The sequence below is a fragment of the Streptomyces sp. NPDC006393 genome, from assembly GCF_040628575.1.
GTDB lineage: Bacteria > Actinomycetota > Actinomycetes > Streptomycetales > Streptomycetaceae > Streptomyces.
The window spans coordinates 1-23664 of sequence record NZ_JBEXZD010000045.1 but is presented as its reverse complement, the minus strand read 5'-3'; the positions used below and the strand labels follow the sequence as shown (position 1 = coordinate 23664).

Genomic DNA, 23664 nt, shown 5'->3' with positions numbered 1-23664 from the left:
GCCGCCCGTGCACGGCCCCAGGGGGCCCGTACGCCGTCGTACGATGCCGGGCGTGACGCTCGACGACGCTCCGCTGCTCGCGGACCTCATGCCGTGGTCCGTCGCACCGCCGCGGCTCGGCCGCGGGTGGCCGGCGGCCCCCGACGCGGCCTGTCTGAAGGCCCGTTGGGACGCGCTGCTCAAGGCCGAGGGCCCTGACCGGGAGGCGTTGTTCGAACCGACGCGTGCGCGTACGCCGCACACGGCGGTCGGGCAGCTGCCGGGCGGGTCCGGCGGCACGGAGAAGCTGGTGCGCGCCTCGGGGCCGTGCCCGGAGCCGGTCCGGGTGCTGGCGGCCCCCTTCGACGAGCAGTGGCTGATCCCCGACCACCGGCTGATCGACGCGGCCCGTCCGGAGCTGTGGCGGGTGGCGGACGCCCGGCAGGTCTTCACGGTGGAGACGGCCGCCGCCGCCGACTCCCCGGAGCCTCCGCTGCTGGCGACGTCCCTGCTGCCGCTGTTCCGGCCGGGCCGCATACGCCCCCTCTACCGCCGTCCCGGCGGCGAGGAACCCAACCTGGCTCCCGGCCTGCCGGACCATCTGGCCGCCCGTCTCGGGAGCGCCCCCGACCCGCTGGACGTGCTCGCCTGGATCCTGGCGGCGGCGCGTTACGGGCCGCACGGCCTCGCCGTCCCGCTCACCGGGGACGCGGGCCTCTGGGCGGAGGGTGTGGAGTCGGGCCGCCGGATGCTGTGGCTGATGCGCCGCGACGGCGAGCGGCCCAAGCTGCCCGGGGGCCGCCGCCCCTACGTCCGCGCGCCGCTGCCGGCCCGCCCGCTCACCCTCCACTACGACCGCGACGAGGAGGCCCTCCACCTCGACGAGGGACGGATCGCGCCGGTGCCCCCCGAGGCCTGGGACTTCGAGTCCGGCTCGGTCCGGGTCCTGGAGCAGTGGTTCGCGGCCCGGACCGGGGAGGGCGAACCGGGCACGCTCGCGGCGATCCGCCCGGCGGCCTGGCCGCAGGCGTGGACCTCGGAGCTGCTGGAGCTGATCACCGTTCTGGCGCTGCTGGCCGAACTGCGGCCCCGGCGGGAGGGGTTGATGGTCACGGACCCGGTCACCGCGACCGAGCTGCGGTCCGCGGGAGTCCTGCCGGTCCCGGGCGCGGCCCGCCGCCCGGCCTCCGTCCTCGACCACCACGAGGAGGGCCCTGAGGGCCAGTTCGCCCTGCTCTGAGCCCCGCCGAGGCTCCTCGGACCCGGCACGCGCACACGTCCGGCGCCCGCCCCCACCCGCTCACCGCGTCCCGCCCCCACTCGCTCCCGACGCCCCGCGTCCGCCCCTCCGCCAGGCACCACCCACAGCCCGGCACCACCCCACCGCCCGGCACCACTCCACCGCACGCTCCCCGCGTCCGGCCCGCCGTCGTCGGGCGACCCGCACGGCGGGCGTCGCACGGTGCCGACCCCGGCATGCGCGCCCCTCGCCCTGCGACGGGTCCGCGCACGGCGGGCGACCCGCACCGCGGGCGATGAGCGGGCGGCGGTGCTGACAAGGCGGCCGCCGGCGGGTCATGATCCACGTCATGGACCAGCTTCCCCTGCCCCTGGAGGGCATCACCGTCGTCGCCGTCGAGCAGGCCGTCTCGGCGCCGTTCGCGACCCGGCAGCTCGCCGACCTCGGCGCGCGGGTCGTCAAGGTGGAGCGGATCGACGGCGGCGACTTCGCCCGCGGCTACGACACCGCCGCCGGAGGGCTCGCCTCCCACTTCGTGTGGTGCAACCGGGGCAAGGAGTCCATAGCGGTGGACCTGAAGGACCCCCGGGGGCTGGCCGTGGTGCGGCGGCTGGTGGCGGACGCGGACGTGTTCGTGCAGAACCTCGCCCATGGCGCGGCGGCCCGGCTCGGCCTGGACGCGGCCACGCTGTGCGCCGCGCACCCGCGGCTGATCGCCGTCGACATCTCGGGGTACGGCTCCGCCGGCCCGTACGCCGGCAAGCGGGCGTACGACATGCTCGTGCAGTGCGAGGCGGGGCTGGTGTCGGTGACCGGGACGCCGGAGCAGCCGGTGAAGGCGGGGATCCCGGCGGCGGACATCGCGGCGGCCATGTACGCCTTCTCGGGCGTCCTGGCGGCCCTGCTGCGGCGCGCCACGACCGGGCGCGGCGGGCCGGTGGAGGTGTCGATGCTGGAGGCGCTCGCGGAGTGGATGGGGCATCCGCTGCACCATGCGATGCACGGCGGGACCGCCCCGGCGCGCACCGGTCTCGCGCACGCCGTCATCGCGCCCTACGACGCCTACGGGACGGCCGACGGCGGACGGGTGCTGCTGTCGGTGCAGAACGACCGGGAGTGGCGGCGGCTGGCCGAAGAAGTCCTGGACCAGCCCGCGCTGGGGTCGGATCCGGCGTTCGCCACCAATGCCGCCCGGGTCGCGAACCGTGAGCGTACCGACGCACTGGTCGCGAAGGCCCTGGGCGCGCTGGACGCCGACGAGGCGGTGGCGCGGCTGGAGGGCGCCGGCATCGCGTGTGCGCGGCTGCGGGACGTGCACGAGGTGGCGGAGCATCCGCAGCTGGCGGCGCGGGAGCGGTGGCGGGAGGTGGGAACGCCGGTCGGGCCGCTCAGGGCGCTGCTGCCGGCGATCACCCTGCCGGGCGGGGCCGAGCCGCGCATGGGAGAGGTGCCCGCGCTCGGACAGCACACCGGAATGCTGCTGCGAGCCGTGGGGATGGCGGAGGACGAGATCGCAGCGCTGCGCCGGGACGGTGTGGTGGCCTGAGCGCGGGGCCTGGTGAGCCGGTGAGCTGGCGAGCGGTTCCGGGGACGCCGGTGGCGCCCTCGGCCGTCAGGGGACGACGGTCGCGGGCCGTGCGGGGACGCCGGCCGTGCTCAGCGGCCGCCGAACAGCGAGCGGCGCAGCCGGCGCAGCGGCGCGAACAGCGACACCCGGCGCATCCGGTCGCCCCGGCCCGTGCGGTCGTGCGCGTCACGCGCGATCAGCTCGCGCATCAGCGACGTCGCCTCGGCCGCCTCGCGCTGGGGGACGGCGGGGCCGCCCAGCACCGCCAGATGGCGGTCGAGGCGCGAGCTGGTCGCACTGCTCCCGCAGGTGATCGCAGGGACCCTGGCCCTGCTGCGCACTGTTATCTGCTCCATGTCACTCCCCACCCGTACGAGTCCACCCGGCCCAGGCAGAGTAACCCTATCGCCCCAACCGGGCATGCGTGTATCACGGTCACAGGATTCACCTTCCCCGTAAGGGTGTTGACGGCTACTCTCCGAATCCGACCGATTCCAAGGCGAGTTGGACAATGGGCTGGCCAGTGGGCTGAGCCGAGCCACCGTCGGGTTCGACGGTCACGGCCAGTGATGTCGCGGACCGGTCGAGACCGGAGACGACCAAGGGCGTGTCACCCGCGAAGAGCCCGAGGGACCGCGGCTGTGCGCCGGGGCGCATGAGCCACAGCTGGCGTACCCGGCCCGTGGGCGGGGAGGAGTATCCGCTCAGGGTGACGACGGCTCGGCCCTCAGCGGCGGAAGCGATCACTCCGATTCCGTGTCCCCCGGCGTCGTGGCCGGTGGTGGCGCGTGCGTCGGGCGCGCCCAGAACGTGGGCGATCTCACGCGCCCGGTCCCGCTGGGCATCCAGCCGGTCCTGGGTCCGCTCCGCCTGCACGGCGAAGAGGGCGGCGACGACGAGGGCCGCGGCGGCGGTCGCCGTGGCGAAGGGGACGAACAGGGGGCGCGGCCGCGGCGCACGGGTGCGTACGGGCGGCGGCTCGGCGCCCCAGACGTGCGGCGGCAGTTGGGGGCTGTGCCCGCGGGCGGGAGCCGGCTCCCGCGAGGCGTTCCGTCCGGCGCCCGGGGCGTCCCGTCCGGCGGGTGCGGGGTCCTGCGGGGTGTCGCGTACGGCGGCCAGCACCCGGTCGCGCAGCGCGGGCGGCGGCGGGGCGGCGGCGGACCAGGCCAGCCGCACGGCGTCCTCGGAGAGCGCGCGCACCTCGGCGGCGCAGCGCGCGCAGCGCGCCAGGTGCCGCTCGAAGCGGATCCGCTCGGCCCGTTCCAGCGCGTCGAGGGCGTAGGGCGCGGCCAGGGAGTGCGGGTCCTCGCGGCGCAGGAGGCGGTCGAGAAGGCTCACGCGACACCTCCCAGGCACTGGCGCAGCCGGGTCAGCCCGTCGCGCATGCGGGTCTTGACGGTGCCCAGCGGCAGGGAGAGCCGCTCGGCCACTTCACGGTAGGTGTAGCCGTCGTAGTAGGCCAGGGTGACGGACTGGCGTTGCAGGGCGGTGAGGCGGTCCAGGCAGCGGCGCACCCACTCGCGTTCCAGGCCGGCCTCCACCTCCTCGGTGACCTGGTCGAAGGCCGGGAGCCCGGCGCGCAGCGCCTCGCGCTCCTCGCGCTCGCCGGCGGCGCGGGCGCTGCGCACCCGGTCGACGGCGCGGCGGTGGGCGAGGGTGAGGACCCAGGACAGGGCGCTGCCGCGCGCGGGGTCGAACCTCGCGGCGGAGCGCCACAGTTCGAGCAGCACCTCCTGGGTCACCTCCTCGGACTGCGCCTGGTCGCGGACCACGCGCCGCACCAGCCCGTACACGGGCCCGGACACCAGCCCGTACAGCTCCTCGAAGGCCTTCTGGTCACCGCCCGCCACGAGCACCAGAAGTTCGTCCGCCTCCACGCGGTCCCCCTCTCTTCGGCCGCATCCCGGCCGTCCCGTCACATCCGGCACTCGCAAGGAACGCACCTCCCGACGGAGTTACGGATCTGCGGCCCCGAAACGCGGGTCGAGCAGGCGGAAAAAGAAAACTCCCCCGCGACCAATCCGCCCCGCCGCCGTCTCCGAATCCCGGACGTCAGGCAAGTTGGCACCGAGGACGGACGGCATGACACCTCTTATCTCCAGGAGCGGTGCGGGGCGCAAGGGCCTCGTCACCCTCGTCTGTGGTGCGCTGGCCGCCGGGGGGCTCGCAGCCGCCGGTGTGGCCACGCTGGAACCGGGGGCGGCCTCCGCCTCCTCCCACCGGGAGGCCCCGCTGATCTCGGGGACCCCGCAGTACGACAACACGGACGTGTACGCGTTCGTGAGCCCGGACAGGCCCGACACCACGACGATCGTGGCGAACTGGATCCCCTTCGAGGAGCCGGCCGGCGGGCCGAACTTCTACACGTTCGCGGACGACGCGCAGTACGACATCCACGTCGACAGCAACGGTGACGCGCAGGGCGAGCTGCTCTTCCGCTACACCTTCACCACGCACCGGAAGAACGGGGACACCTTCCTCTTCAACACGGGCCCGGTGACCAGCCTCGACGACCCCGACCTCAACATCACGCAGACGTACGACATCGATCTGATCCGGCTGAGGAACCAGCACGTGATGTCGAGGACGAAGCTGGCGGACGACGTGCCGGTCGCGCCGTCGAACGTCGGCAAGGCGTCGATGCCGGACTACGCCAAGCTGCGTTACCAGGCCGTCCACCGGACGGCGGGCGGCGCCCAGACCTTCGCCGGCCAGGCGGACGACCCCTTCTTCCTCGACCTGCGGGTCTTCGATCTGCTGTACGGCGGGAACCTCTCCGAGGTAGGCAACGACACGCTCAAGGGCTACAACGTCAACACGATCGCCCTCCAGGTGCCGAACGACCTGATCCGCGAGTCGGCGCGGCAGCCGGTGGTCGGCATCTGGTCCACCACCCAGCGCCGGAACGCGCAGGGGTACTACACGCAGGTCTCACGCCTGGGCAACCCGCTGGTCAACGAGGTCGTGAACCCGCAGAAGGACAAGGACGAGTTCAACGCGTCCGCGCCCTGGAACGACGCTCAGTTCCTGAAGAACGTCACCGACCCGGAGCTGCCCAAGCTCATCGAGGCGATCTACAAGATCAAGGCACCGGCCGAGCCGCGCAACGACCTGGTCGACGTGTTCCTCAAGGGCGTCAAGGGCCTCAACCAGCCGCCGCACGTGCGTCCGGCGGAGGAGCTGCGCCTGAACACCTCGATCAAGCCGAGCATGCACCCGAAGCGGCTGGGTGTCCTGGACGGCGACAACGCGGGCTTCCCGAACGGCCGTCGCCTCACGGACGACGTGATCGACGCCTCCCTCCAGGTGGTCGAGGGTGAACTGGTCGGCTCCAAGAACGACCTGGGCGACGCGGTCGACGCGAACGACAAGAAGTTCGAGAAGACCTTCCCCTACGTCGCCGAGCCGACGTCCGGCTCGCGCGGTCCGCTCGCCAAGGGCACGACCGGCGGCGCGGACGTGCGCAGCCAGATCGGTGACGCGCTCGAGCCGGCCGGCTCGACGTCCGGCGGCTCCGGCGACACGGTCCTGATCGCCGCCTCGGCGGCCTCGGGCGCGGCCGGGATCCTGCTGATCGGCACCGCCCTCGCGTGGTGGCGCCGCCGGATGCAGCGCCCGTACTGACCCGCGACCGCACCCCACCGACCGGCGCGGCCCGTACCTCCCATCCCCCACGGCGCGGGCCGCGCCGCCTCACGCGACACCACCCGGCCACCGAGGAGAGGGCATGTCCCCGCGTACGAACGACAGCGAGCCCACCGGGCACCCGGCAAACACGGACGGGGGCGATCCGCCGCAGACCGGTCCGGCTCCGGCACCCTCGGCCACCGGGCACGACGGCCCGCGGCCCGACGAGCGCGTCGGCGCGGAGCACGACGACCACGACACCCCGAAGCCCGGCAAGCGCGTCGCCCCGGAGCCCCACGACCACGACACCCCGAAGCCCGGCAAGCGCATCGCCCCGGAGCCCCACGACCACGACACCCCGAAGCCCGGCAAGCGCATCGCCCCGGAGCCCCACGAGCGCGTCGCCCCGGAGCCCGATGAGCGCGTCGCCGCGGTGCGCCGGCTCGGCGTCGCCGGGCGCCGATGGCGGGCCGCCCGGCTCGCCGGTTGTGCGGCCCTGCTGGCCGTCGCCCTCACCGGCGGGGCCATCGCGGCCGGGGCCGCGCGAGACGGGGCGCCCGCGGCCGCCGCCGCGGCCGGTACCGTCTCCCCGGCCCTGCTGAACGGCGGGGACCTCGACGCGAGCGTCGCCGCCCTCCAGGCCCATCTCCGGTCGCAGCCGCGCGACGTCGGCGGCTGGGCCACCCTGGGGCTGGCCTACGTGGAGCAGGCGCGGACCAAGGGGGACCCGTCCCGGTACCCGCAGGCGGAGCAGGCGCTCGAGCACGCGCTCCGGCTGGCCCCGGACGACGACCAGGCCCTGGCCGGCCGCGCCGCGCTGGCCGCCGCCCGGCACGACTTCAAGGGCGCCCTGACCTACGCGGACCGGGCCCTGGAACAGAACCCCTACAGCGAACGCGCCCTGTCCTCCCGCATCGACGCCCTGGTCGAACTGGGCCGGTACGACGAGGCGTCGAAGGCCGCCGACACGGCCGACACCCGGCGCCCCGGGGTGCCGGTCTTCACGCGGTACGCCTACGTCCACGAACTGCGCGGAGAGACCGGCGCCGCCCGGCGCGTGCTGGAGCGGGCGCTGTCGAGCGCGACCTCGCCCGGCGACGTGGCGTACGTGGCCTCCCAGCTCGGCCAGCTCGCCTGGAACCAGGGCGACCACAAGACCGCGCTGAGCTGCTACGGCCGCGCGCTGGCCGCCGACGACACCTATCTCCCCGCGCTGGAGGGCCGCGCCCGCGCGCAGGCCGCGAGCGGCGACCTGGCCGGCGCCGTCAAGGGCATGGAACTCGTCGTCTCCCGCTACCCGCTGCCCGGCCCCCTCGTCGAGCTCGGCGAGTTGTACGAGGCGCGTGGCGCGGAGGGCGACCGGGCGAGGGCCCGTGACCAGTACGCCCTGGTCGACGCCTGGATCGCCCTCGCGCGGGCCAACGGCGTCGACGCCGACCTCGACACCGCGCTCGCCGCGGCCGACCACGGGAACAGGAGCGACGCGCTGCGCGCGGCCCGCGCCGAGTGGGCCCGGCGCCACACCGTGCACACGGCGGACGCCCTCGGCTGGGCCCTGCACGTGAGCGGCAGGGACCGGGAGGCGCTCCCCTACGCCCGTCGGGCCACGGCCACCGGATACCGCAACGCGTCCTTCCTCTACCACCGCGGCACGATCGAGCTCGCCACCGGCCACCGCGAGGAGGGCCGCGCCCTGCTCACGGCGGCCCTGAAGCTGAACCCCGGCTTCTCGCCCCTGGGCGCGAGGCGGGCCCGCACGGCGCTGGAGGCCGCGAAGTGACGCTCCGCCGATCGCTCGCCGGTGCCGCCGCCGTGCTCACGGCCGCCTGCGCGCTCGTGCTCGTCCCCGCCGCGAACGCCGGGGCGCACCCCCTCGGCAACTTCACCGTCAATCGCTACGACGGACTCGTGGCCGCCCCGGGGCAGCTGCGCGTCGACCATGTCGAGGACCTCGCGGAGATCCCGGCCACCCAGGCCCGGCCCGGCATCGAGCGGCTGGGCATGTCCGAGTGGGCCCGGCGGCGGTGCGCCTCGGCCGCCGGGGGCAGCAGGCTCGCCGTCGACGGGCGCACGACCGTCCTGTCCGTCCGCGACAGCCACGCGCTCACGCGTCCCGGGCAGGCCGGGCTGAGCACCCTCCGCGTGGAGTGCCGGTTCACCGCCCCGCTGCCCGACGGCGACACCGTGGTGCTGCGCTTCCACGGCGCGGGCGCGTCCTCCGGTCCGGGCTGGCGGGAGATCACCGCGCGCGGCGACCGGATGACGCTCATCGCCACGGACGTGCCGAAGGAGTCCGTCTCACACGAACTCACCGTCTATCCGAAGGAGTTGCTCGCCTCACCGGCCGACACCGCCACCGCGTCCGTGCGCGTGCGCCCCGGCGGCTCCGCCCTCACCGAGGACCGCCGGACCGCCCCGGCCGCCTCCGTGCTGCCCCGCGGCGCCGACCGCTGGACCCGTGCCCTGGACGGCCTCGTCGCCCGCCACGACCTCACGCTCGGCTTCGCCGCCCTCGCGCTGGTCCTCGCGATCGGACTGGGTGCGGCGCACGCCCTCGCCCCCGGCCACGGCAAGACCCTGATGGCCGCCACGGCGGCCGCCCGCGGCGGCCGGGCCCGACTGAGGGACGTGCTGCCGCTGGCCGCCTCGGTGACGGTCACTCACACCCTGGGCGTGGTCGCCCTGGGGCTGCTCGTCACCGCGGGCTCGGCGGCGACGCCCTCGGTGATCGCCTGGCTGGGCACGGCCAGCGGCGCCCTGGTGATCCTCGCGGGCGCGAGCCTCGCACGACGGGCCTGGCGCCACCGCGTGCACGGGCACACCCACCGCCTCCACCGTCACCACGACCACCGTCACCACGACCACCGTCACAGCGGTCACGCGCACGCCGTGGAGCACACGCACGGCGGCCTCACCCACACCCATCCCACCGCGCCCACCCTGCGCGGCACGATCCTGCTGGGATTCGCCGGGGGGCTCGTGCCCAGCCCCTCCGCCGTGGTCGTGCTGGTCGGGGCGGCGGCGCTCGGGCAGGCCTGGTTCGGGCTGCTGCTCGTCGTCGCGTACGGCGCGGGGCTCGCGCTCACCCTGACCGCCGCCGGGTTCGCCGTGGTCAAGCTGGGCAGCGGAGTGACCCGGGTGATGGGCAGGGGCCCGCGGTGGACCACCCACCCGGTGACGACCCTGGTGCGCCGGACCATGCCCTTGGCCTCCGCGCTGGTCGTCGTGGCCCTGGGTGCCGGACTGGTGTTCAGGGGGGCGGCATCCGCACTCGGCTGAGCTACTTTGGGGAGAATTCACGCGAGATGCCGTGGGGGGCGCCCGTGTCCGAACAACCGGGCCGTGAACGTGTGATCGCGGGCCGCTACCGCCTGCTGTCCCCGCTCGGCGAGGGCGGCATGGGGACCGTGTGGCGGGCCCGCGACGAGGTGCTGCACCGCGAGGTCGCCGTCAAGGAGGTGCGGGCGCCCGCCGGGCTGCCGGGCCCGGACGTCGAGCGGATGTACGCCCGCCTGGAGCGGGAGGCGTGGGCGGCGGCCCGGGTCGCGAGCCGCAACGTGGTGACGGTGTACGACGTGGCGATGGAGGGCGGCCGGCCGTGGATCGTCATGGAGCTGATCCGCGGCCTGTCCCTGGCGGACCTGCTGGAGGCGGAGGGCCCGCTGCCCCCGCAGCGCGCCGCGCACATCGGTGCCGAGGTGCTGGCCGCGCTGCGCTCCGCGCACGAGGCCGGGGTGCTGCACCGGGACGTGAAGCCGGGCAACGTGCTGATGGCGAACGACGGCCGGGTCGTGCTCACCGACTTCGGCATCGCCATGGTGGAGGGCAGTTCCGCGCTGACCATGACCGGCGAGGTGATCGGTTCGCCCGAGTTCCTGGCCCCGGAGCGGGCGCTCGGGCGCACGCCCGGCCCCGAGTCCGACCTGTGGTCGCTCGGCGTGCTGCTGTACGCGACCGTCGAGGGCAGCTCCCCGTTCCGGCAGAACACCCCGCTCAGCACGCTGCGCGCGGTCGTCGACGAGGAGCTGCCGCCGCCGCGCCGGGCCGGGCCGCTCGCGCCCGTCATCGAGGGCCTGCTGCGCAAGGACCCCGCCGATCGGCCGCCGGCCGACCTGGCCGAGCGGGACCTGCGGCTCGTCGCGGCGGGCGGCGCGCCACGCCCCGGCACGGTGCCCATGTCGTCGTACGCCCCGACGGTCGCGGCCCAGCGCCAAGGACCCTCCGCCACACCGCCGATGCCCGTCCCGGTACCGCCCACGGCACCACGGACCCGGTCCGGCCCACCACGGCGCGACCGACGTGCCGCCGCCGTGCTCGTCGCGGGCCTGGTCGCCGTCGCTCTCGCGCTCGCGGGGCTGACGTACGCGCTGCTCGGCCGCGACCACGGCGGCGGAGGCGGCGCGGCCGCGAGCGGAAGCAACAGCCGGACGGCGAGCGGCCCGAGCTCCCCGTCCCCCTCGCGCACCACCGACTCGCGCACCGGCGCTCCCCCGCCCGCCTCGGACAGCACCCCGGCCGACGGCACGCCCGCCCAGACCGTGCACGTCACACTGACCGGGACGCACACCTCGTACTCCGGGACGTGTCCGCCGCCGGCCGGCCAGGCGCCCGCCTTCACGGCGGAGTTCACGGTGGGGAGGCTGCCCGCGCAGGTGACCTACCGTTGGGTGGCGGCGAGAGGTTCGGTCTCCGACCCGGGGTGGAAGACGCTGTCGTTCCCGGCGGGCGGGGGAAGGACCCGGCAGGACCGGTTGATCGTGACGACGTACTCCGAGAGCGGGACGATCGAGAACGCGATCAGTGTGGAGGTACGCGCTCCGGTGCGTACGACGTCCGACGCGGTGCCGTTCTCGGTGAGCTGCGCGACGACGGAGACCCCGACGGGCGGGGCCTCCCCTTCGCCTTCGGCGTCGCCGTGAGGGCTCAGAGCCTGTGTCACAGGCTCTCAGGCCGCGTTGGTGAGCACCGGCAGATAGCCACCCGACTGGCCGGAGGCCGTCGGGTGGTAGGACTCGCCGATGTCGAGCCAGTTGACACTGTGCAGCCAGGAGCTGCCGGAGCAGATCTCGTGGCCGCTGAAGGTGGTGCGGACGTCGCCGAAGGTGAAGCCGTGGTTCGAGGCGATCTTGGCGATGGCGGCGTCGAGGTGGTCGGCGGCGCCGTTGATGGCGGAGCGCTTGGTGTCGGAGAGGCCGAGGCAGAACCGTCCGAGCAGGTAGAAGCGGGGGTAGCCGATCACGACGACGTGGGCGTTCGGCGCCTTGCCGCGGATCACGGAGTAGAGGTTGTCGAGCTTGCCGGGCAGGGTCGTGTCGACGTAGGCCTCGGCGGTGTCGATGCGGGACAGGCAGCTGCTGTCGGACTGGAGCACACAGGTCGTCATGACGTCGGCGAACCCGGCGTCGTTGCCGCCGATGGTGATCGAGACGAGGGACGTGGCGGAGCTGAGCGGGCCGAGCTGGTTCGCCAGAACATCATCCGTTCGGGCGCCCGAGCAGGCGGTGAAGGCGAACGACGAGGGTGAGTGGGCGGCGTTCCAGAGGTAGGGGTACGCCTTCGTGCTGCGGTCGCAGTCGCCGCTGGAGCCGATGTAGCTGCCGGCTCCGACTCCGGAGGAGTAGGAGTCGCCGAGGGCCACGTAGCCGCCATTGAAGGCCTGTTCGGAGGCCTGCGCGGAGGCCGCCCCGGTGAGGGCCAGACCGACGGTGAGGAGGAGGGAGCCGACGTATGCGGCAATTCGGGAACGTCTCATGGAACCTCCCTTTAGCAGGATCTCTGCTCCACCCGTGGTAGCAGCTACGCGTGTTGACTGGAAGTGTTCATGCCAAGAACTTTTCCGGTCCTCAACCAGTCCTGCGGCAAAGGGAGATCGGACACCGACGGACCGTCAGCCGAACGTGCGAGGTCAGATTCGGTGAAGGCCGGTTCAAAGTCGGACAAGAACCCGTATGTGGGGCTTCCGCGTCTTGACGGCCCCCTGGAGGCTGCGCGACATTGAAGCCCGGCATCCGGCGCTTCGGGGGGCAAAGTCGCCAATGCAGACCATCCGCATCAAGACAGCTTCAACAGATGCTTCGACAGACGGTGCCGAGCGGGCGCGGCCAGGGCCGGGGAGGGACCTGTCGCCGCTGCTCGCGGGTGCCGCGACGGCCGTCGCGGGGACCGGCGCGCTGCTCTCGCTCACCGACTCGGGCTCCCCGCTGCGGGGCCCGCTGACGCTTTTCTTCCTGCTCGCGGCGCCGGCCGCCGCCATCGCGGCCGGGCTCGCCGGGCTGGATCCGTTCGGCCGCACGCTCGCCGCACTGGCGGGCGCGGTCGTCCTCGACATGCTGGTGGCCCAGGGAATGCTGGCCGTGCACCGGTGGTCCGTCCACGGCGGAGTCGTGGCCGTCACCGTGTTCAGCTCCCTCGTTCTCCTGCTGGTGTCCGTACGGCGGCGGCGCGGCCGTACGGCGAGAAGACAGGGCTCCTGACGTGGACATCAGCGTGTACCGCCCCGGCGAGCTGAGCGAGGCCGACCGGGCGGCCTGGACGGCGATGCAGTCCAAGGCCCACCTGCACGGCTCGGAGGAGCTGGCGAACCCTTTTCTCTCGCCCGAGTTCGCGCTCGCGGTCGGCAGGTGCAGACGCGGGGTGCGGATCGCGGTGGTCCGCGAGGACGGGGAGCCGGCCGCGTTCTTCCCGTTCCACAGATCCGCCGTCGGCGTCGGCCGGGCCATCGGGCTCGGTGTCTCCGACTGCCAGGGCCTGGTGCACCGCCCCGGCTTCACCTGGGACGCCCACGGGCTGCTGCGGGCCTGCCGGCTCGCCGTGTGGGAGTTCGACCACCTGGTGGCGGGCCAGCGGCCGTTCGAGGCGGCGGCCTCCGGCACCTTCCCGTCCCCGGTCATGGACGTCGACCAGGGGTACGACGCCTATCTGCGCGAACTGCGCGCCCGCTCGCCCAAGTTCACCCGGACCACGCTCGCCAAGGAACGCAGGCTCGGGCGGGACGCGGGAGAGGTGACGTACGTCCACGACGAGCGCGACCCGGCCGTGCTGGAGACGCTGATGGCCTGGAAGTCCGCGCAGTACCGGCGGACCGGGCGCAGCGACCGCTTCGCGCACGAGTGGATCACCGCACTCGTCACCCGGCTGTTCCACACCCGCTCCGAGCCGTTCGCCGGAATCCTGTCCGTGCTCCACGCGGACGGCCGGCCGATCGCCGCGCACTTCGGACTGCGCACCGAGCGGGTGCTGGCGTGCTGGTTCCCGGCCTACGACCCGGCGTACGCCAAGTACTCCCCCGGGCTGATCCTGCATCTGCGCATGGCCGAGGCGGCCGCGGCCGACGGCATCGCGTATCTCGATCTCGGCCGGGGTCAGAAGGAATACAAGGATTCCCTCAAGACACGGGAACTCGCCGTCTCCGAGGGGTGGGTGACCCGGCGTCACCCGATCGCGGCCGGACACCGGGCGCGCCGCGCCCCGATCCGGGCGCTGCGCAACGCGGTGCAGTCCCGGCCGGAACTGTTCGAACCCGCGGACAGAATTCTCAAACAGATGGGAAAGATCCGTTCCAAGCGGTGAACAGCCGGTACAAATCTGCGTAACGGAAAAACCAACAAAAACGTGAGGCATCGTTCCGGGCCTTGCCATACTGGTTCAATCATCAATACCGTCGTACATCTCACCGCATCGGCGACGTCCGCACTCGGTTCCAGGGGAGGGCTTTGAACCGGGACGTTCCCGAGCGGAGCGCGGTAGGGGGGTGCCGTGCCCGGTGACCTAAGGAATCACCGGGCCGTGCCGCGCGACCGGCTGCCGTTCTTCGGCATTCCGGCAGCTTTGCCAGCTCACCCGGCGTGCACGGAGATCCGATTTCCGCGCGCTCCGCGTGAGAACCCCCCTTTCGAACCGGACACACAGCCGGACCGCCCGGGGGCGGGCGGTCCCGCCGGACGAGAGGGACCAGACTCATGAGCTCCGTTCTCCATCCGCCGTCCTCGGACCGAGATCCGTTCGTCGACGCCCAGTACCGGCCGATCTCCTCTCACCTGGCCATCGCGCCGCCGGTGAGCGTGGTGATTCCCGCCATGAATGAGGCGGAGAATCTCCCCTACGTCTTCAAGACACTTCCGGACTGGATACACGAAGTCGTTCTTGTCGACGGAAATTCCACCGACAACACCGTCGATGTCGCCCGTGAACTGTGGCCGAATGTCAAGGTCGTCCCGCAGCAGGGAAAGGGCAAGGGCGACGCCCTGATCACCGGATTCGAGGCGTGCAGCGGCGACATCATCGTGATGGTCGACGCGGACGGCTCGGCCGACGGCGGCGAGATCGTCTCCTACGTCTCCGCACTGGTCTCGGGCGCCGACTTCGCCAAGGGCTCCCGGTTCGCCAACGGCGGCGGCACCGACGACATGACCTTCATCCGCAAGCTCGGCAACCGGGCGCTGTGCGCGGTGGTCAACCGCAAGTTCGGCGCCCGCTACACCGACCTGTGCTACGGGTACAACGCGTTCTGGCGGCACTGCCTGGACAAGATCGAGCTGGACTGCACCGGCTTCGAGGTCGAGACGCTGATGAACATCAGAGTGGTCAAGGCCGGACTGAAGGTGCAGGAGATCCCCAGCTACGAGTACCTGCGCATCCACGGCGCCAGCAATCTGCGCGCCGTGCGGGACGGATTACGGGTGCTGAAGGTGATCCTGAAGGAACGCTCCAACCGGCGTGAGCTGCGCCGGCAGGAACGCCACTCCCCGCTGCTCGGCTCCTACCCGGGAGAGGTGTCTTGAGCGGTCCCGGCATCTCCGTCGTGATCTGCGTCTACACCGAGGACCGCTGGGAGGACATCCTCGCGGCGGTCTCCTCGGTGCGGGCGCAGTCCCGGACGGCCCTGGAGACACTGCTGGTCGTCGACCACAACCCCGCGCTGCTGGAGCGTCTGGCCGGGGAGTACAAGGAGGCCGGGGACGTGCGGGTGCTCGCCAACGCGGGCCCGCGCGGCCTGTCCGCCGGCCGCAACACCGGCATCGCCGCCTCCCGCGGCGAGGTCATCGCCTTCCTCGACGACGACGCCGTGGCCGAACGGGACTGGCTGCGCCGCTTCGCCGAGGGGTACGCGGACCCGCGGGTGATGGCGGTGGGCGGCCGGACCATGCCGGTCTGGGCGTCGGGCCGCCGGCCCGCCTGGTTCCCGGAGGAGTTCGACTGGGTGGTGGGCTGCACCTACAAGGGCCTGCCACCGGGCCGGGTCCGGGTGCGCAACGTCCTCGGCGGCAACGCCTCCTTCCGGCGTACGGCGTTCGACGCGGCCGGCGGTTTCGCCACCGGCATCGGCCGCGACGGCGACAAACGCCCGCTGGGCTGCGAGGAGACGGAGCTGTGCATCCGGCTGACCCGGGCCCGGCCGGACGCGGTCCTGCTGATCGACGACCGCGCGGTCATCCACCACCGGGTGCCCGGCGCCCGCGAGCGCTTCCGCTACTTCCGCACCCGCACCTACGCCGAGGGCCTGTCCAAGGCGCTGGTGGCGCGCAGCGTCGGCGCGGACAAGGGGCTGGAGTCCGAACGCCGCTACACCACCCGGGTGCTGCCCGCCGGGGTGGCCCGCGGACTGCGCGACGCGCTGCTGGCCCGGCCGGGCGGCGCGGGCCGGGCCGGCGCGATCGTCGCCGGGGTGCTCACGGCCGCGGGCGGCTACGCCGTCGGCAGCGTCCGGGCGCGCCGGGGCGGCGCCCGCTTCCGGGTCGTGGGGATCGAGGACGGCGAGGGGGCAACGAAGGGGGGAGGAGCCGTATGAACACACCCGTGCCGGTGCTCATGTACCACGCGGTCGCCCGGGAACCGAACGAGGCCACGCGGGGCCTGTCGGTGTCACCGGAGGCGTTCGCGGAGCAGATGGCGGTGCTGGAGGACCTGGGCCGCCGCCCGGTCACCACCGCGGAACTGGCGGCGCACTGGCGTGCGCCGGACGCCGCGCCGCTGCCGCCGGACCCGGTGCTGATCACCTTCGACGACGGCTACGAGGGCGTGCACCGGCACGCCCTGCCGGCGCTCGCCAAGCACGGCTTCGCGGCCACGCTGTTCGTCTCCACCGGTTGGATCCGGGGCGAGCACGACACGGGCGGCGGCCTGGACACCATGCTCGACTGGGACCAGGTGCGCGAACTGGCGGCCGGCGGCGTCGAGATCGGCGGGCACAGCCACACCCATCCGCAGCTCGACCAGCTCGACGACGACACGCTGTGGTCGGAGCTGATCCGCTGCAAGGAGATCGTCGCCGGGGAACTGGGCGCCGTGCCCGCCTCGTTCGCCTACCCCTACGGCTACTCCAGCCGACGGGTGCGGGCGCGGGTGCGGGCGGCCGGGTTCGCACAGGCGCTCGCCGTCGGCAACGGCCTGGCCCGCCGCGCCCAGGGCCCGTACGCCCTGCAACGCCTCACCGTGCGCCGCTCCACCACCCCCGAGGAGTTCGGGCGGCTCGTCCAGGGCCGCGCGATCGCCCGGAACTTCGCCAGGGACCGCGCCCTCACCAAGGGCTACGCCATGGTCCGCAGAGCCCGACAGGTCCGCCGGAAGGCCATCCGTACCCGTGTCTGACACGACGACCACCACCGAGGCATCGGCCACCGGACCCGAGGCGCCCGGGCAACCGCGGCGCCGGCTGCGGCTGCCCGGACGCGGCCGGTCCGGCGGCGGCAACCAGCTGTTCCGCAACGCCTACGCGCTGATGCTCAACACCGGGATCTCCGCGGTGCTGGGCCTCGGCTTCTGGCTGGTCGCCGCCCGCTACTACTCCGAATCCGCCGTCGGCCAGGGCTCGGCCGCGATCGCCGCCATGAAGTTCCTCGCCGGGCTCACCGCGGTGACGCTCACCGGCGCCCTGGCCCGCTTCATCCCGGTCTCCGGCCGTGCCACCGGGCGGCTGATCGCCCGTACGTACGCGGGCAGTTCGCTGATCGTGGCGTGCGCCGCGGCGGTCTTCCTGCTCACCCTGGACACCTGGGGGCCGTCGTACCGCTTCCTGCACGGGACGGTCAACGGGCTCGGCTTCATCCTGGTCGTGATGGCCTGGAACCTGCTCACCCTCCAGGACGGGGTGCTGACCGGGCTGCGCAGCGCACCCTGGGTGCCGGTGGGCAACACCGTGTTCTCGGCGGTGAAGCTGGCCCTGCTGGTGGGGCTGGCCGCCGCGATCCCGACGACCGGTGTGTTCGTCTCCTGGGGCCTGGCGATCGCCACCTCGATCGTGCCGCTGGGCTGGCTGGTGTTCCGGCGGCTGGTGCCCCGGCATGTGACGGCCACCGAGGAGCACGCCAAGCCGCCGTCGGCGAGGGAACTCGGGCACTTCCTCGCGGGCGACTACACCGGCTCGCTGTTCTCGCTCGCCGTGGTCTACCTGGTGCCGGTGATCATCGCCTCGCAGGTCAGCTCCGAGGACAACGCCTACTTCTACATCACCACCACCATCGGCGGCACGGTCAACCTGCTCGCCATCAACATGGGCGCCTCGCTGACCGTGGAAGGCTCCCACGACCCGGCGCGGCTGGCCGCCAACACCCGGGCGGCGCTCAGGCGGATGGCCCGGATCATGGTGCCGATCTGCGGTCTGCTGTTCCTGCTGGCGCCGCAGATCCTGCACGTCTTCGGCGAGGGCTACGCCCACGCCGCCACCCCGCTGCTGCGCTGGTTCGCGGTGGGCGCGCTGCTTCGGGTGGTGATGGAGACCTACTTCGCGGTGCTGCGCGCGCAGAGCCGCACCGCCGGACTGGCCTGGCTGCAGGGCCTGCTGTGCGTGCTGGTGCTCGGGCTGACACTGCTGCTGCTCCCCCGGATGGGGCTGACCGGTGCGGGCGTCGCGGAGATCTCCAGCCTCGCCGTGATCGTCGCGATCGCCGCGCCCAAGCTGTTCCGGACCGTCCGGGCCGCACCGGCCGCCGCCGTCCCCGAGGACGCGGCACCCGACGGGGACCTCGCCGACCTGGGGGCGCGCGAGGTCCCCGCCCGGACCGCACCGCACCCGCGGCCCGCCTGGGCGCTGGAGTCCGACACCCTCGCCCTGGGCGTCCACGTCGACTTCGACCACGTGGAACGCCGGCCCGACGTACGTCCCGGACCGGGCACCCCGCCCGCGGGCACCGCCGTGACGGGAGTGGGCGGGCCGGCCCAGTGGACGCTCGGGCCACGGCGCCCGGATCCGCTCGGGCTGCCCGTCGAGGACCGGGAACCCGGTTCGGAGGCCTCGCTGGGACCGGCCGACCGGGAGGTGGACGCGCCGTTCGCGGCCGAGGAGCGCGCGGTGGTGCCGGACGCGCTGCCGCTCACCGCCGGGGAGCCGGCCGCCGTGTCCGAGGAAGAAGTGACGGAGGCGGCCGGACCGGCGACGGGGGTCCCGGCGGCGGCCGAGCCGGTGAAGGCCCCGAGCCCGGGGCCGCGGGCACAGGCACCGGCGGCCGACGCGCCGCCGCGCTCCTGGCGGGAGCGCCTGGCGCCCACCCGGTCCGGGGTCGTTCTCGGCTGTCTGCTGGCCGCCGCGCTGCTGCTGTACTGGGTGCCCGCGCTACGGCTCGACGACGCCGCCCTGGACCGGATGGGCGGGCTGGGCCTGATCTCGGTGCTGCCGCTGCCGACGCTGGTCGGCGCGGCCCTGCTGATCACGGTGTTCGCCGTGCTGCTCTGGCTGCGCCGCGAGCACCGGGCGCTGCTGCTGCTCACCCTGCTCGCCACCGTCGTGTCGCTGCACGCGCTGCCCGCGGTGATCGAGACCGAACCACGGTTCGCGACGGCCTGGCAGCACCTGGGGTTCATCGACTACATCGACCGCACCGGGGCGGCCGTACCGGACCTGGACGCGCGCTGGAGCTGGCCGGGCTTCTTCGCGGTGGCCGCGTTCGTGGCGCGGGCCTGCGGGCTGAGCGACTTCACCGAGGTCATCCGCTGGTGGCCGCTGACCGTCCAGCTCCTGTACCTGGCACCGATGTTCCTGCTCACCCGCTCGCTGCGGGCGAGCTGGCGGGCCAAGTGGACCGGGGTGTGGATCTTCGTGCTCAGCGGCTGGGTGGGCCAGGACTACTTCTCCCCGCAGGGCTTCACCTATCTGCTCTACCTGGCCTTCGTGGCGATCCTGCTGGTCTGGTTCCGGGCGCCGCGCGTGCTGTGGGCCACGGCGCGCCCCGGCGAGGCGGAGGTCGAGCCGGCGGACCGGCGGCAGCGGGCCGTGCTGCTCATGGTGGTGATCGGCCTGTTCGCCGCCAGCGTCCCGGCCCACCAGCTCACGCCGTTCGTGATGCTGGGCGTGCTGGCCGTCCTCGTCCTGGTCGGCCGGTCCGAACTGCGCGGGCTGCCCGTCCTGTTCGCGGTGCTGGTGGTGTTCTGGCTGGGCTTCATGGCCGAGCCGTACTGGTCCGGGCACTTCGACGAGCTGTTCGGCGGGGTCGGCGGGGTCGGCAGCAATGTGTCGACGTCCGTCTCCGGCCGGATCCAGGGCGGCGACTCCACGCACAAACTGGTGCTCTACACACGGGTGCTGCTGGCCGGATCGATCATGCTGTTCGCCTGCTGGGGCTGGTGGCGGCGGCGCGAGCACAAGTACCGGGAGCGGTCGCTGCTGGTGCTGACCTTCGTGCCGTTCCTGGGCTTCGGCATGCAGTCCTACGGCGGCGAGATGGCGCTGCGCGTCTTCATGTTCGCGCTGCCCGGGGCCGGTCTGCTCGCCGCCCTCGCGCTGTTCCCGCGTGCCGGGGTCACCGCCCGGGAACGCGAGAAGGACCGGGTGAGCCTCGCGCCGGTCGCCGCGCTGCTGGCCGGGCTGCTGCTCATGGGCGGCTTCCTGGTGGCCCGCTGGGGCAACGAGCCGTTCGAGCGGATCCGGCCCGGCGAGGTGGCGGCCATGGACTACGTCTACGCCCACGACCGGCCGACCGTACGACTGCTGTGGCTGAGCAACGACCCCGTCACCAACGTCACCCCGGCCATGCCGTGGGGCGCGCGGGACATGGAGCGCGTCAACTACGTGCCGACCCTGGCGCCGGTCGACCCGGTCCTGGTGTCCGGGCTGGTCAAGGCGCTCAAGGACGCGGGCCCCAACTCGTATCTGATGGTGAACAAGAGCCAGGTCACCTATCTCCAGATGGACGTCGGCTACTCGGCCGCCTGGCCGTCGCGGCTGGTCGAGAGCCTGGACGACCGGCATGAGCTGAAGAAGGTCCTCACCAACGAGGACGCGACCCTGTACACGCTGCGCGAGCAGCCCGCGGGGGCGGTGCCGAAACCCGATCCGGGGCCGATCGGGCCGAAGGTGACCTGGACGCCGTGGTCGGTGGTCGGCGGACTCGCGGCGCTCGCCCTGGTCCTGATGCTCACCGCCCGGGAGGTCGTCCGGGTCGCGATGCGGCCGAGCGTGCGCCAACTGCGGTGGCTCCAGGGCAGCTTCTGGTTCTCGCTGCCGCTGCTGGCGGTGCTGCTCGCCTCGCTGGTGCAGCGGTTCATGACGATGGGGAAGGGCTGAGCGGCGGGGCGGCACGGTGGCTGGTGAAGTGGCTCGGACGGTCTACCGTTCGAGCCACTTCACTTCGTAGGCCCCCATGTCGAACCGCCTGCCGTCGACCTGGGCGCTGATCGGCCGGTTCAGGGTGTTGACCACCAGGACGGTCCTCGCGCTCGCCAGGACGCGGACGTTGGGCACGTCGTCGGAGGCGATCGGGACCGTCTGGTACGTCGTCCCGGGCGGGAAGGCCTTGTCGAAGCGGGAGAGCAGGTCGTACATGGGCAGCGCCCGGCCGCCGGCGGCGCTGTCGGTGGGCGTCCACAGGCAGCCGGGACAGCCGGTGCCCTTCTCCTCCTCGGGGTTCCAGTAGAAGCCGGAGGAGGCGCCGCCCTCGACCATGGCGATCAGGCCGGCGGCCTGGACGGCGACGCGGTGCGCCTCGGACCAGCCCTTGCGGTCGTCGTTGCCGTCGGCGGGCTCGACGTAGTACTCGGCCCACCACAGCGGCAGTCCGTGGGTCTGCTGCCGCACCCACCGGCCGACCGCCGTCAGCTTGTCGGTGGCGGCGAACTCGTTCGGCAGCAGTTCGTCGTCCTTGGTGTAGCTGGAGCCGTCCACCACCACGAAGTCGGCGCCCGCCTTGTGCGTGTTCCAGTAGCCGAAGGCGTCCAGGACCCGCTGGTCCATCGCCCCCCAGGGGCCGCGCAGGGCGGTGGAGGCGTCGTCCTTCTGCCGTGGGTCGACGCTGTCCATGACGAGGTACGGCCCGCCCACCATGATCTCGGGGTCGACCTTCTTGAGCGCCCGGTAGACCAGGTTGTACAGCTCGGTGTAGCCCTCGTAGTCCCAGCGGGCCCGGGCGTTGTTCCAGAAGCCCTTGAACTCGTTCCAGACCAGGAAGTGCCGCACGTCCGGGTAGCGCTTGGCGACGGTCGCGGCGAGCGCGGCGTAGTCCTTGTAGTGGTCGGGCGTCGGGGCGGTCTCCAGGGCGGACTGGCTCCAGTCGGTGTTGCCGACACCGGCCTTGCCGCCCTTCATCCAGTCGGGGGCGCAGCACAGGGTGATCACCGGGACGCCGCCGGACTTGCGCATGAAGTCGACGCGGCGGTCCAGGGCGCCGAAGTCGTAACGCCCCTTGACGGGCTCGGGGTTGTCGGCGCCCCAGCCCATGATCGCCTGGTTCTGCGGTGGTCCGCCGCCCTTCGACAGCAGCCCCTCGACGCGGTCCGTGGCGGCGGCGCTGCCCTCGTCGGCGCTGAACTGGGTGTGGGTGAACCCCCAGCCGACGTACGGCTCGTCCGCGTCCCGGGGGGTCGCGGGCGTGCCGTGCACCTTGGCGCCGTCACGTGTGGTGCCCTCGCTGCTCGCGCCGCCGGGCAGCGCGTTGACCAGGGCCACCACCAGGGCCACGACGGCCGCACCCACACCGAGCAGCGCGGTGAGCCGCCACCGCCCCGCCCCCGAATACCACCCATGACGTCCCATCAAGGACAACAATAAGGGCGGAATTCGCCCCTCCGGGAGGGTTTGCGCAGGCTCGTGGCGCGGGTCGGGGCGCACCCGTGCCGGCGGGAGCGCCGACACGTGAGGCACGCACCGGAAACGGGGTGCGTACGGCGGTCCGGTGACGGATCATGGCGGCATGTCTGCGAACCCACACGACGCTCTGCCGATCCGGCTCAACGTCGACGACTCCGACTCGCCGTCCGACGTCGTCGACGCGCTGTTCCTCGGCCGCTTCGCGACGGGCGAGCAGCCGTACTCGCACGCGGCGAACATCGACCGGGTGCGCTCGGGTGCCACCCTGCTGCCCGACGGCGCCCGGGTGCTGCGGGTGGCCCGGGACGACGACCGCAGCGCGACCCTCGCGGAGGGCGACGGCTGGACCCTGCTGGTCTCCCGCTGGAACCGGGGCGCCGACGTCACGGTCACGGCGACCAGCGCCGATCTGGCCAAGAAGGTCCTCGACCAGGCCACGGACGGCGCGGCCGACGAGCCGGAGCCGCAGCCGGAGAACGTGACGATGGGGTTCTGGTACGTCTCGCCCCGGCGCGGCCCGTACCGCACCACCCGGCAGATCTCGGCGGGCACCTGGGACGAGGTCCGGGCCAACTACACGGCGCCGGTCGCGGACGCCATGGAGCGTCTGATGAAGACGACCCCGCAGGACATCGCGGGCCGGCTGCTCCTGCTGCACGGCCCACCGGGCACCGGCAAGACCTCCGCGCTGCGCACGCTGGCCCGCTCCTGGCGCGACTGGTGCCAGGTGGACTGCGTCCTGGACCCCGAGCGCCTCTTCTCCGACGTCGGGTATCTGATGGACATCGCCATCGGCGAGGACGACTCGGCGGGCAAGGGCCGCTGGCGGCTGCTGCTGCTGGAGGACTGCGACGAACTGATCCGCGGCGAGGCCAAGCACACGGCCGGCCAGGCGCTGTCCCGGCTGCTGAACCTCACCGACGGGCTGCTCGGCCAGGGCCGCAACGTCCTGGTGGGCGTGACGACCAACGAGGACCTGGAGCGTCTGCACCCGGCCGTGGTCCGCCCGGGCCGCTGCCTGGCCCGTATCGAGGTCGGGAGGCTGACCCGGCGGGAGGCGGTGGACTGGCTGGGCACCGAGGAGGGCGTCGGCCGCGAGGGCGCGACCCTGGCGGAGCTGTACGCGCTGCGCCGGGGCACGTCTCCCACGGCCCTCCCCGAGCCGCGCGAAGGCGCGGACGCGGGGCTGTACCTGTAGTCGGCCGCTGGGCTGTGGCCGCAGCCGGCGGCTGGTGGTGT

Annotated in this window: 18 protein-coding genes; 13 read left to right on the top strand and 5 right to left on the bottom strand. The window is 73.4% G+C overall.

The genetic code is table 11. From position 1 onward, the window contains the following. The first annotated feature begins 43 nt into the window (after nt 1-43). Together ABZ484_RS20035 and ABZ484_RS20030 are read left to right on the top strand one after the other, a co-directional pair. Nucleotides 44-1219, top strand: coding sequence for a type ISP restriction/modification enzyme (locus ABZ484_RS20035; RefSeq protein ID WP_358867237.1), 1176 nt, complete (start codon nt 44-46; stop codon nt 1217-1219). A 349-nt stretch (nt 1220-1568) separates the two neighbouring features. Next, nucleotides 1569-2765 carry a CaiB/BaiF CoA-transferase family protein gene (locus tag ABZ484_RS20030; protein ID WP_358867236.1) on the top strand — a complete coding sequence of 399 codons (1197 nt, stop codon included), beginning with the start codon at nt 1569-1571 and terminating at the stop codon, nt 2763-2765. A gap of 110 nt (nt 2766-2875) precedes the next feature. Here the strand turns inward: ABZ484_RS20030 and ABZ484_RS20025 are convergent, their stop codons facing one another. From ABZ484_RS20025 to ABZ484_RS20015, 3 genes are all read right to left on the bottom strand, one after another. After that, complete coding sequence (locus tag ABZ484_RS20025) at nt 2876-3142, bottom strand: hypothetical protein (RefSeq protein WP_030178883.1); 267 nt, start codon at nt 3140-3142, stop codon at nt 2876-2878. A gap of 115 nt (nt 3143-3257) precedes the next feature. Next, a complete protein-coding gene (locus ABZ484_RS20020) occupies nt 3258-4124 on the bottom strand; it encodes an anti-sigma factor (RefSeq protein ID WP_358867235.1) in 867 nt (288 codons plus the stop codon). Further along, nucleotides 4121-4663: a sigma-70 family RNA polymerase sigma factor gene (locus tag ABZ484_RS20015; RefSeq protein ID WP_358867234.1), complete on the bottom strand. Its 543-nt coding sequence runs from the start codon at nt 4661-4663 to the stop codon at nt 4121-4123. The genes ABZ484_RS20020 and ABZ484_RS20015 overlap by 4 nt, the downstream gene beginning before the upstream one ends. 205 nt (nt 4664-4868) lie before the next feature. Between ABZ484_RS20015 and ABZ484_RS20010 the strand changes: the two genes are divergently transcribed. From ABZ484_RS20010 to ABZ484_RS19995, 4 genes are all read left to right on the top strand, one after another. After that, a complete protein-coding gene (locus tag ABZ484_RS20010; protein WP_358867233.1) occupies nt 4869-6410 on the top strand; it encodes a DUF4331 domain-containing protein in 1542 nt (513 codons plus the stop codon). Nucleotides 6411-6513: 103 nt separating this feature from the next. Continuing rightward, complete coding sequence (locus tag ABZ484_RS20005) at nt 6514-8193, top strand: hypothetical protein (RefSeq protein WP_358867232.1); 1680 nt, start codon at nt 6514-6516, stop codon at nt 8191-8193. Further along, nucleotides 8190-9692 (top strand): nickel transporter, encoded by a 1503-nt coding sequence (locus ABZ484_RS20000; RefSeq protein ID WP_358867231.1) that lies wholly within the window; start codon nt 8190-8192, stop codon nt 9690-9692. Before ABZ484_RS20005 ends, ABZ484_RS20000 begins: the two co-directional genes overlap by 4 nt. 44 nt (nt 9693-9736) lie before the next feature. Next, nucleotides 9737-11332, top strand: coding sequence for a protein kinase (locus ABZ484_RS19995; protein WP_358867230.1), 1596 nt, complete (start codon nt 9737-9739; stop codon nt 11330-11332). A 26-nt stretch (nt 11333-11358) separates the two neighbouring features. Here ABZ484_RS19995 and ABZ484_RS19990 read toward each other — a convergent pair whose 3' ends face one another. After that, nucleotides 11359-12165, bottom strand: coding sequence for an SGNH/GDSL hydrolase family protein (locus ABZ484_RS19990; protein WP_358867229.1), 807 nt, complete (start codon nt 12163-12165; stop codon nt 11359-11361). Nucleotides 12166-12448: 283 nt separating this feature from the next. On the opposite strand from ABZ484_RS19990, the gene ABZ484_RS19985 reads away from it, so the two are divergent. From ABZ484_RS19985 to ABZ484_RS19960, 6 genes are all read left to right on the top strand, one after another. Beyond that, nucleotides 12449-12886: a hypothetical protein gene (locus ABZ484_RS19985; RefSeq protein WP_358867228.1), complete on the top strand. Its 438-nt coding sequence runs from the start codon at nt 12449-12451 to the stop codon at nt 12884-12886. Between the two features lies 1 nt (nt 12887). Beyond that, nucleotides 12888-13982: a GNAT family N-acetyltransferase gene (locus ABZ484_RS19980; RefSeq protein ID WP_358867227.1), complete on the top strand. Its 1095-nt coding sequence runs from the start codon at nt 12888-12890 to the stop codon at nt 13980-13982. 389 nt (nt 13983-14371) lie between these two features. Continuing rightward, the gene (locus ABZ484_RS19975) at nt 14372-15193 is read left to right on the top strand and encodes a glycosyltransferase family 2 protein (protein WP_358867226.1); all 822 of its coding nucleotides are present in this window, start codon (nt 14372-14374) and stop codon (nt 15191-15193) included. Beyond that, nucleotides 15190-16200, top strand: a complete 1011-nt coding sequence (locus tag ABZ484_RS19970) for a glycosyltransferase family 2 protein (RefSeq protein WP_358867225.1) — start codon at nt 15190-15192, stop codon at nt 16198-16200. Before ABZ484_RS19975 ends, ABZ484_RS19970 begins: the two co-directional genes overlap by 4 nt. Further along, nucleotides 16197-17000: a polysaccharide deacetylase family protein gene (locus tag ABZ484_RS19965; protein WP_358867224.1), complete on the top strand. Its 804-nt coding sequence runs from the start codon at nt 16197-16199 to the stop codon at nt 16998-17000. The genes ABZ484_RS19970 and ABZ484_RS19965 overlap by 4 nt, the downstream gene beginning before the upstream one ends. After that, complete coding sequence (locus tag ABZ484_RS19960; protein ID WP_358867223.1) at nt 16993-20907, top strand: lipopolysaccharide biosynthesis protein; 3915 nt, start codon at nt 16993-16995, stop codon at nt 20905-20907. Before ABZ484_RS19965 ends, ABZ484_RS19960 begins: the two co-directional genes overlap by 8 nt. Before the next feature lie 42 nt (nt 20908-20949). On the opposite strand, the gene ABZ484_RS19955 is transcribed toward ABZ484_RS19960, so the two are convergent. Further along, nucleotides 20950-22371, bottom strand: coding sequence for a xylan 1,4-beta-xylosidase (locus ABZ484_RS19955; RefSeq protein ID WP_358867222.1), 1422 nt, complete (start codon nt 22369-22371; stop codon nt 20950-20952). 157 nt (nt 22372-22528) lie between these two features. Between ABZ484_RS19955 and ABZ484_RS19950 the strand changes: the two genes are divergently transcribed. Next, complete coding sequence (locus tag ABZ484_RS19950) at nt 22529-23623, top strand: DUF5925 domain-containing protein (protein WP_358867221.1); 1095 nt, start codon at nt 22529-22531, stop codon at nt 23621-23623. Nucleotides 23624-23664 lie beyond the last annotated feature (41 nt).

What these genes read in the sequence shown, in the direction of transcription:
- ABZ484_RS20030 (WP_358867236.1), top strand. Translation starts at nt 1,569, where the DNA reads ATGGACCAGCTTCCCCTGCCCCTGGAGGGCATCACCGTCGTCGCCGTC.
- ABZ484_RS19965 (WP_358867224.1), top strand. Translation starts at nt 16,197, where the DNA reads ATGAACACACCCGTGCCGGTGCTCATGTACCACGCGGTCGCCCGGGAA.
- ABZ484_RS19990 (WP_358867229.1), bottom strand. Translation starts at nt 12,165, where the DNA reads ATGAGACGTTCCCGAATTGCCGCATACGTCGGCTCCCTCCTCCTCACC.
- ABZ484_RS20010 (WP_358867233.1), top strand. Translation starts at nt 4,869, where the DNA reads ATGACACCTCTTATCTCCAGGAGCGGTGCGGGGCGCAAGGGCCTCGTC.
- ABZ484_RS20005 (WP_358867232.1), top strand. Translation starts at nt 6,514, where the DNA reads ATGTCCCCGCGTACGAACGACAGCGAGCCCACCGGGCACCCGGCAAAC.
- ABZ484_RS20035 (WP_358867237.1), top strand. Translation starts at nt 44, where the DNA reads ATGCCGGGCGTGACGCTCGACGACGCTCCGCTGCTCGCGGACCTCATG.
- ABZ484_RS20025 (WP_030178883.1), bottom strand. Translation starts at nt 3,142, where the DNA reads ATGGAGCAGATAACAGTGCGCAGCAGGGCCAGGGTCCCTGCGATCACC.
- ABZ484_RS19950 (WP_358867221.1), top strand. Translation starts at nt 22,529, where the DNA reads ATGTCTGCGAACCCACACGACGCTCTGCCGATCCGGCTCAACGTCGAC.
- ABZ484_RS19955 (WP_358867222.1), bottom strand. Translation starts at nt 22,371, where the DNA reads ATGGGACGTCATGGGTGGTATTCGGGGGCGGGGCGGTGGCGGCTCACC.
- ABZ484_RS19975 (WP_358867226.1), top strand. Translation starts at nt 14,372, where the DNA reads ATGAGCTCCGTTCTCCATCCGCCGTCCTCGGACCGAGATCCGTTCGTC.
- ABZ484_RS19985 (WP_358867228.1), top strand. Translation starts at nt 12,449, where the DNA reads ATGCAGACCATCCGCATCAAGACAGCTTCAACAGATGCTTCGACAGAC.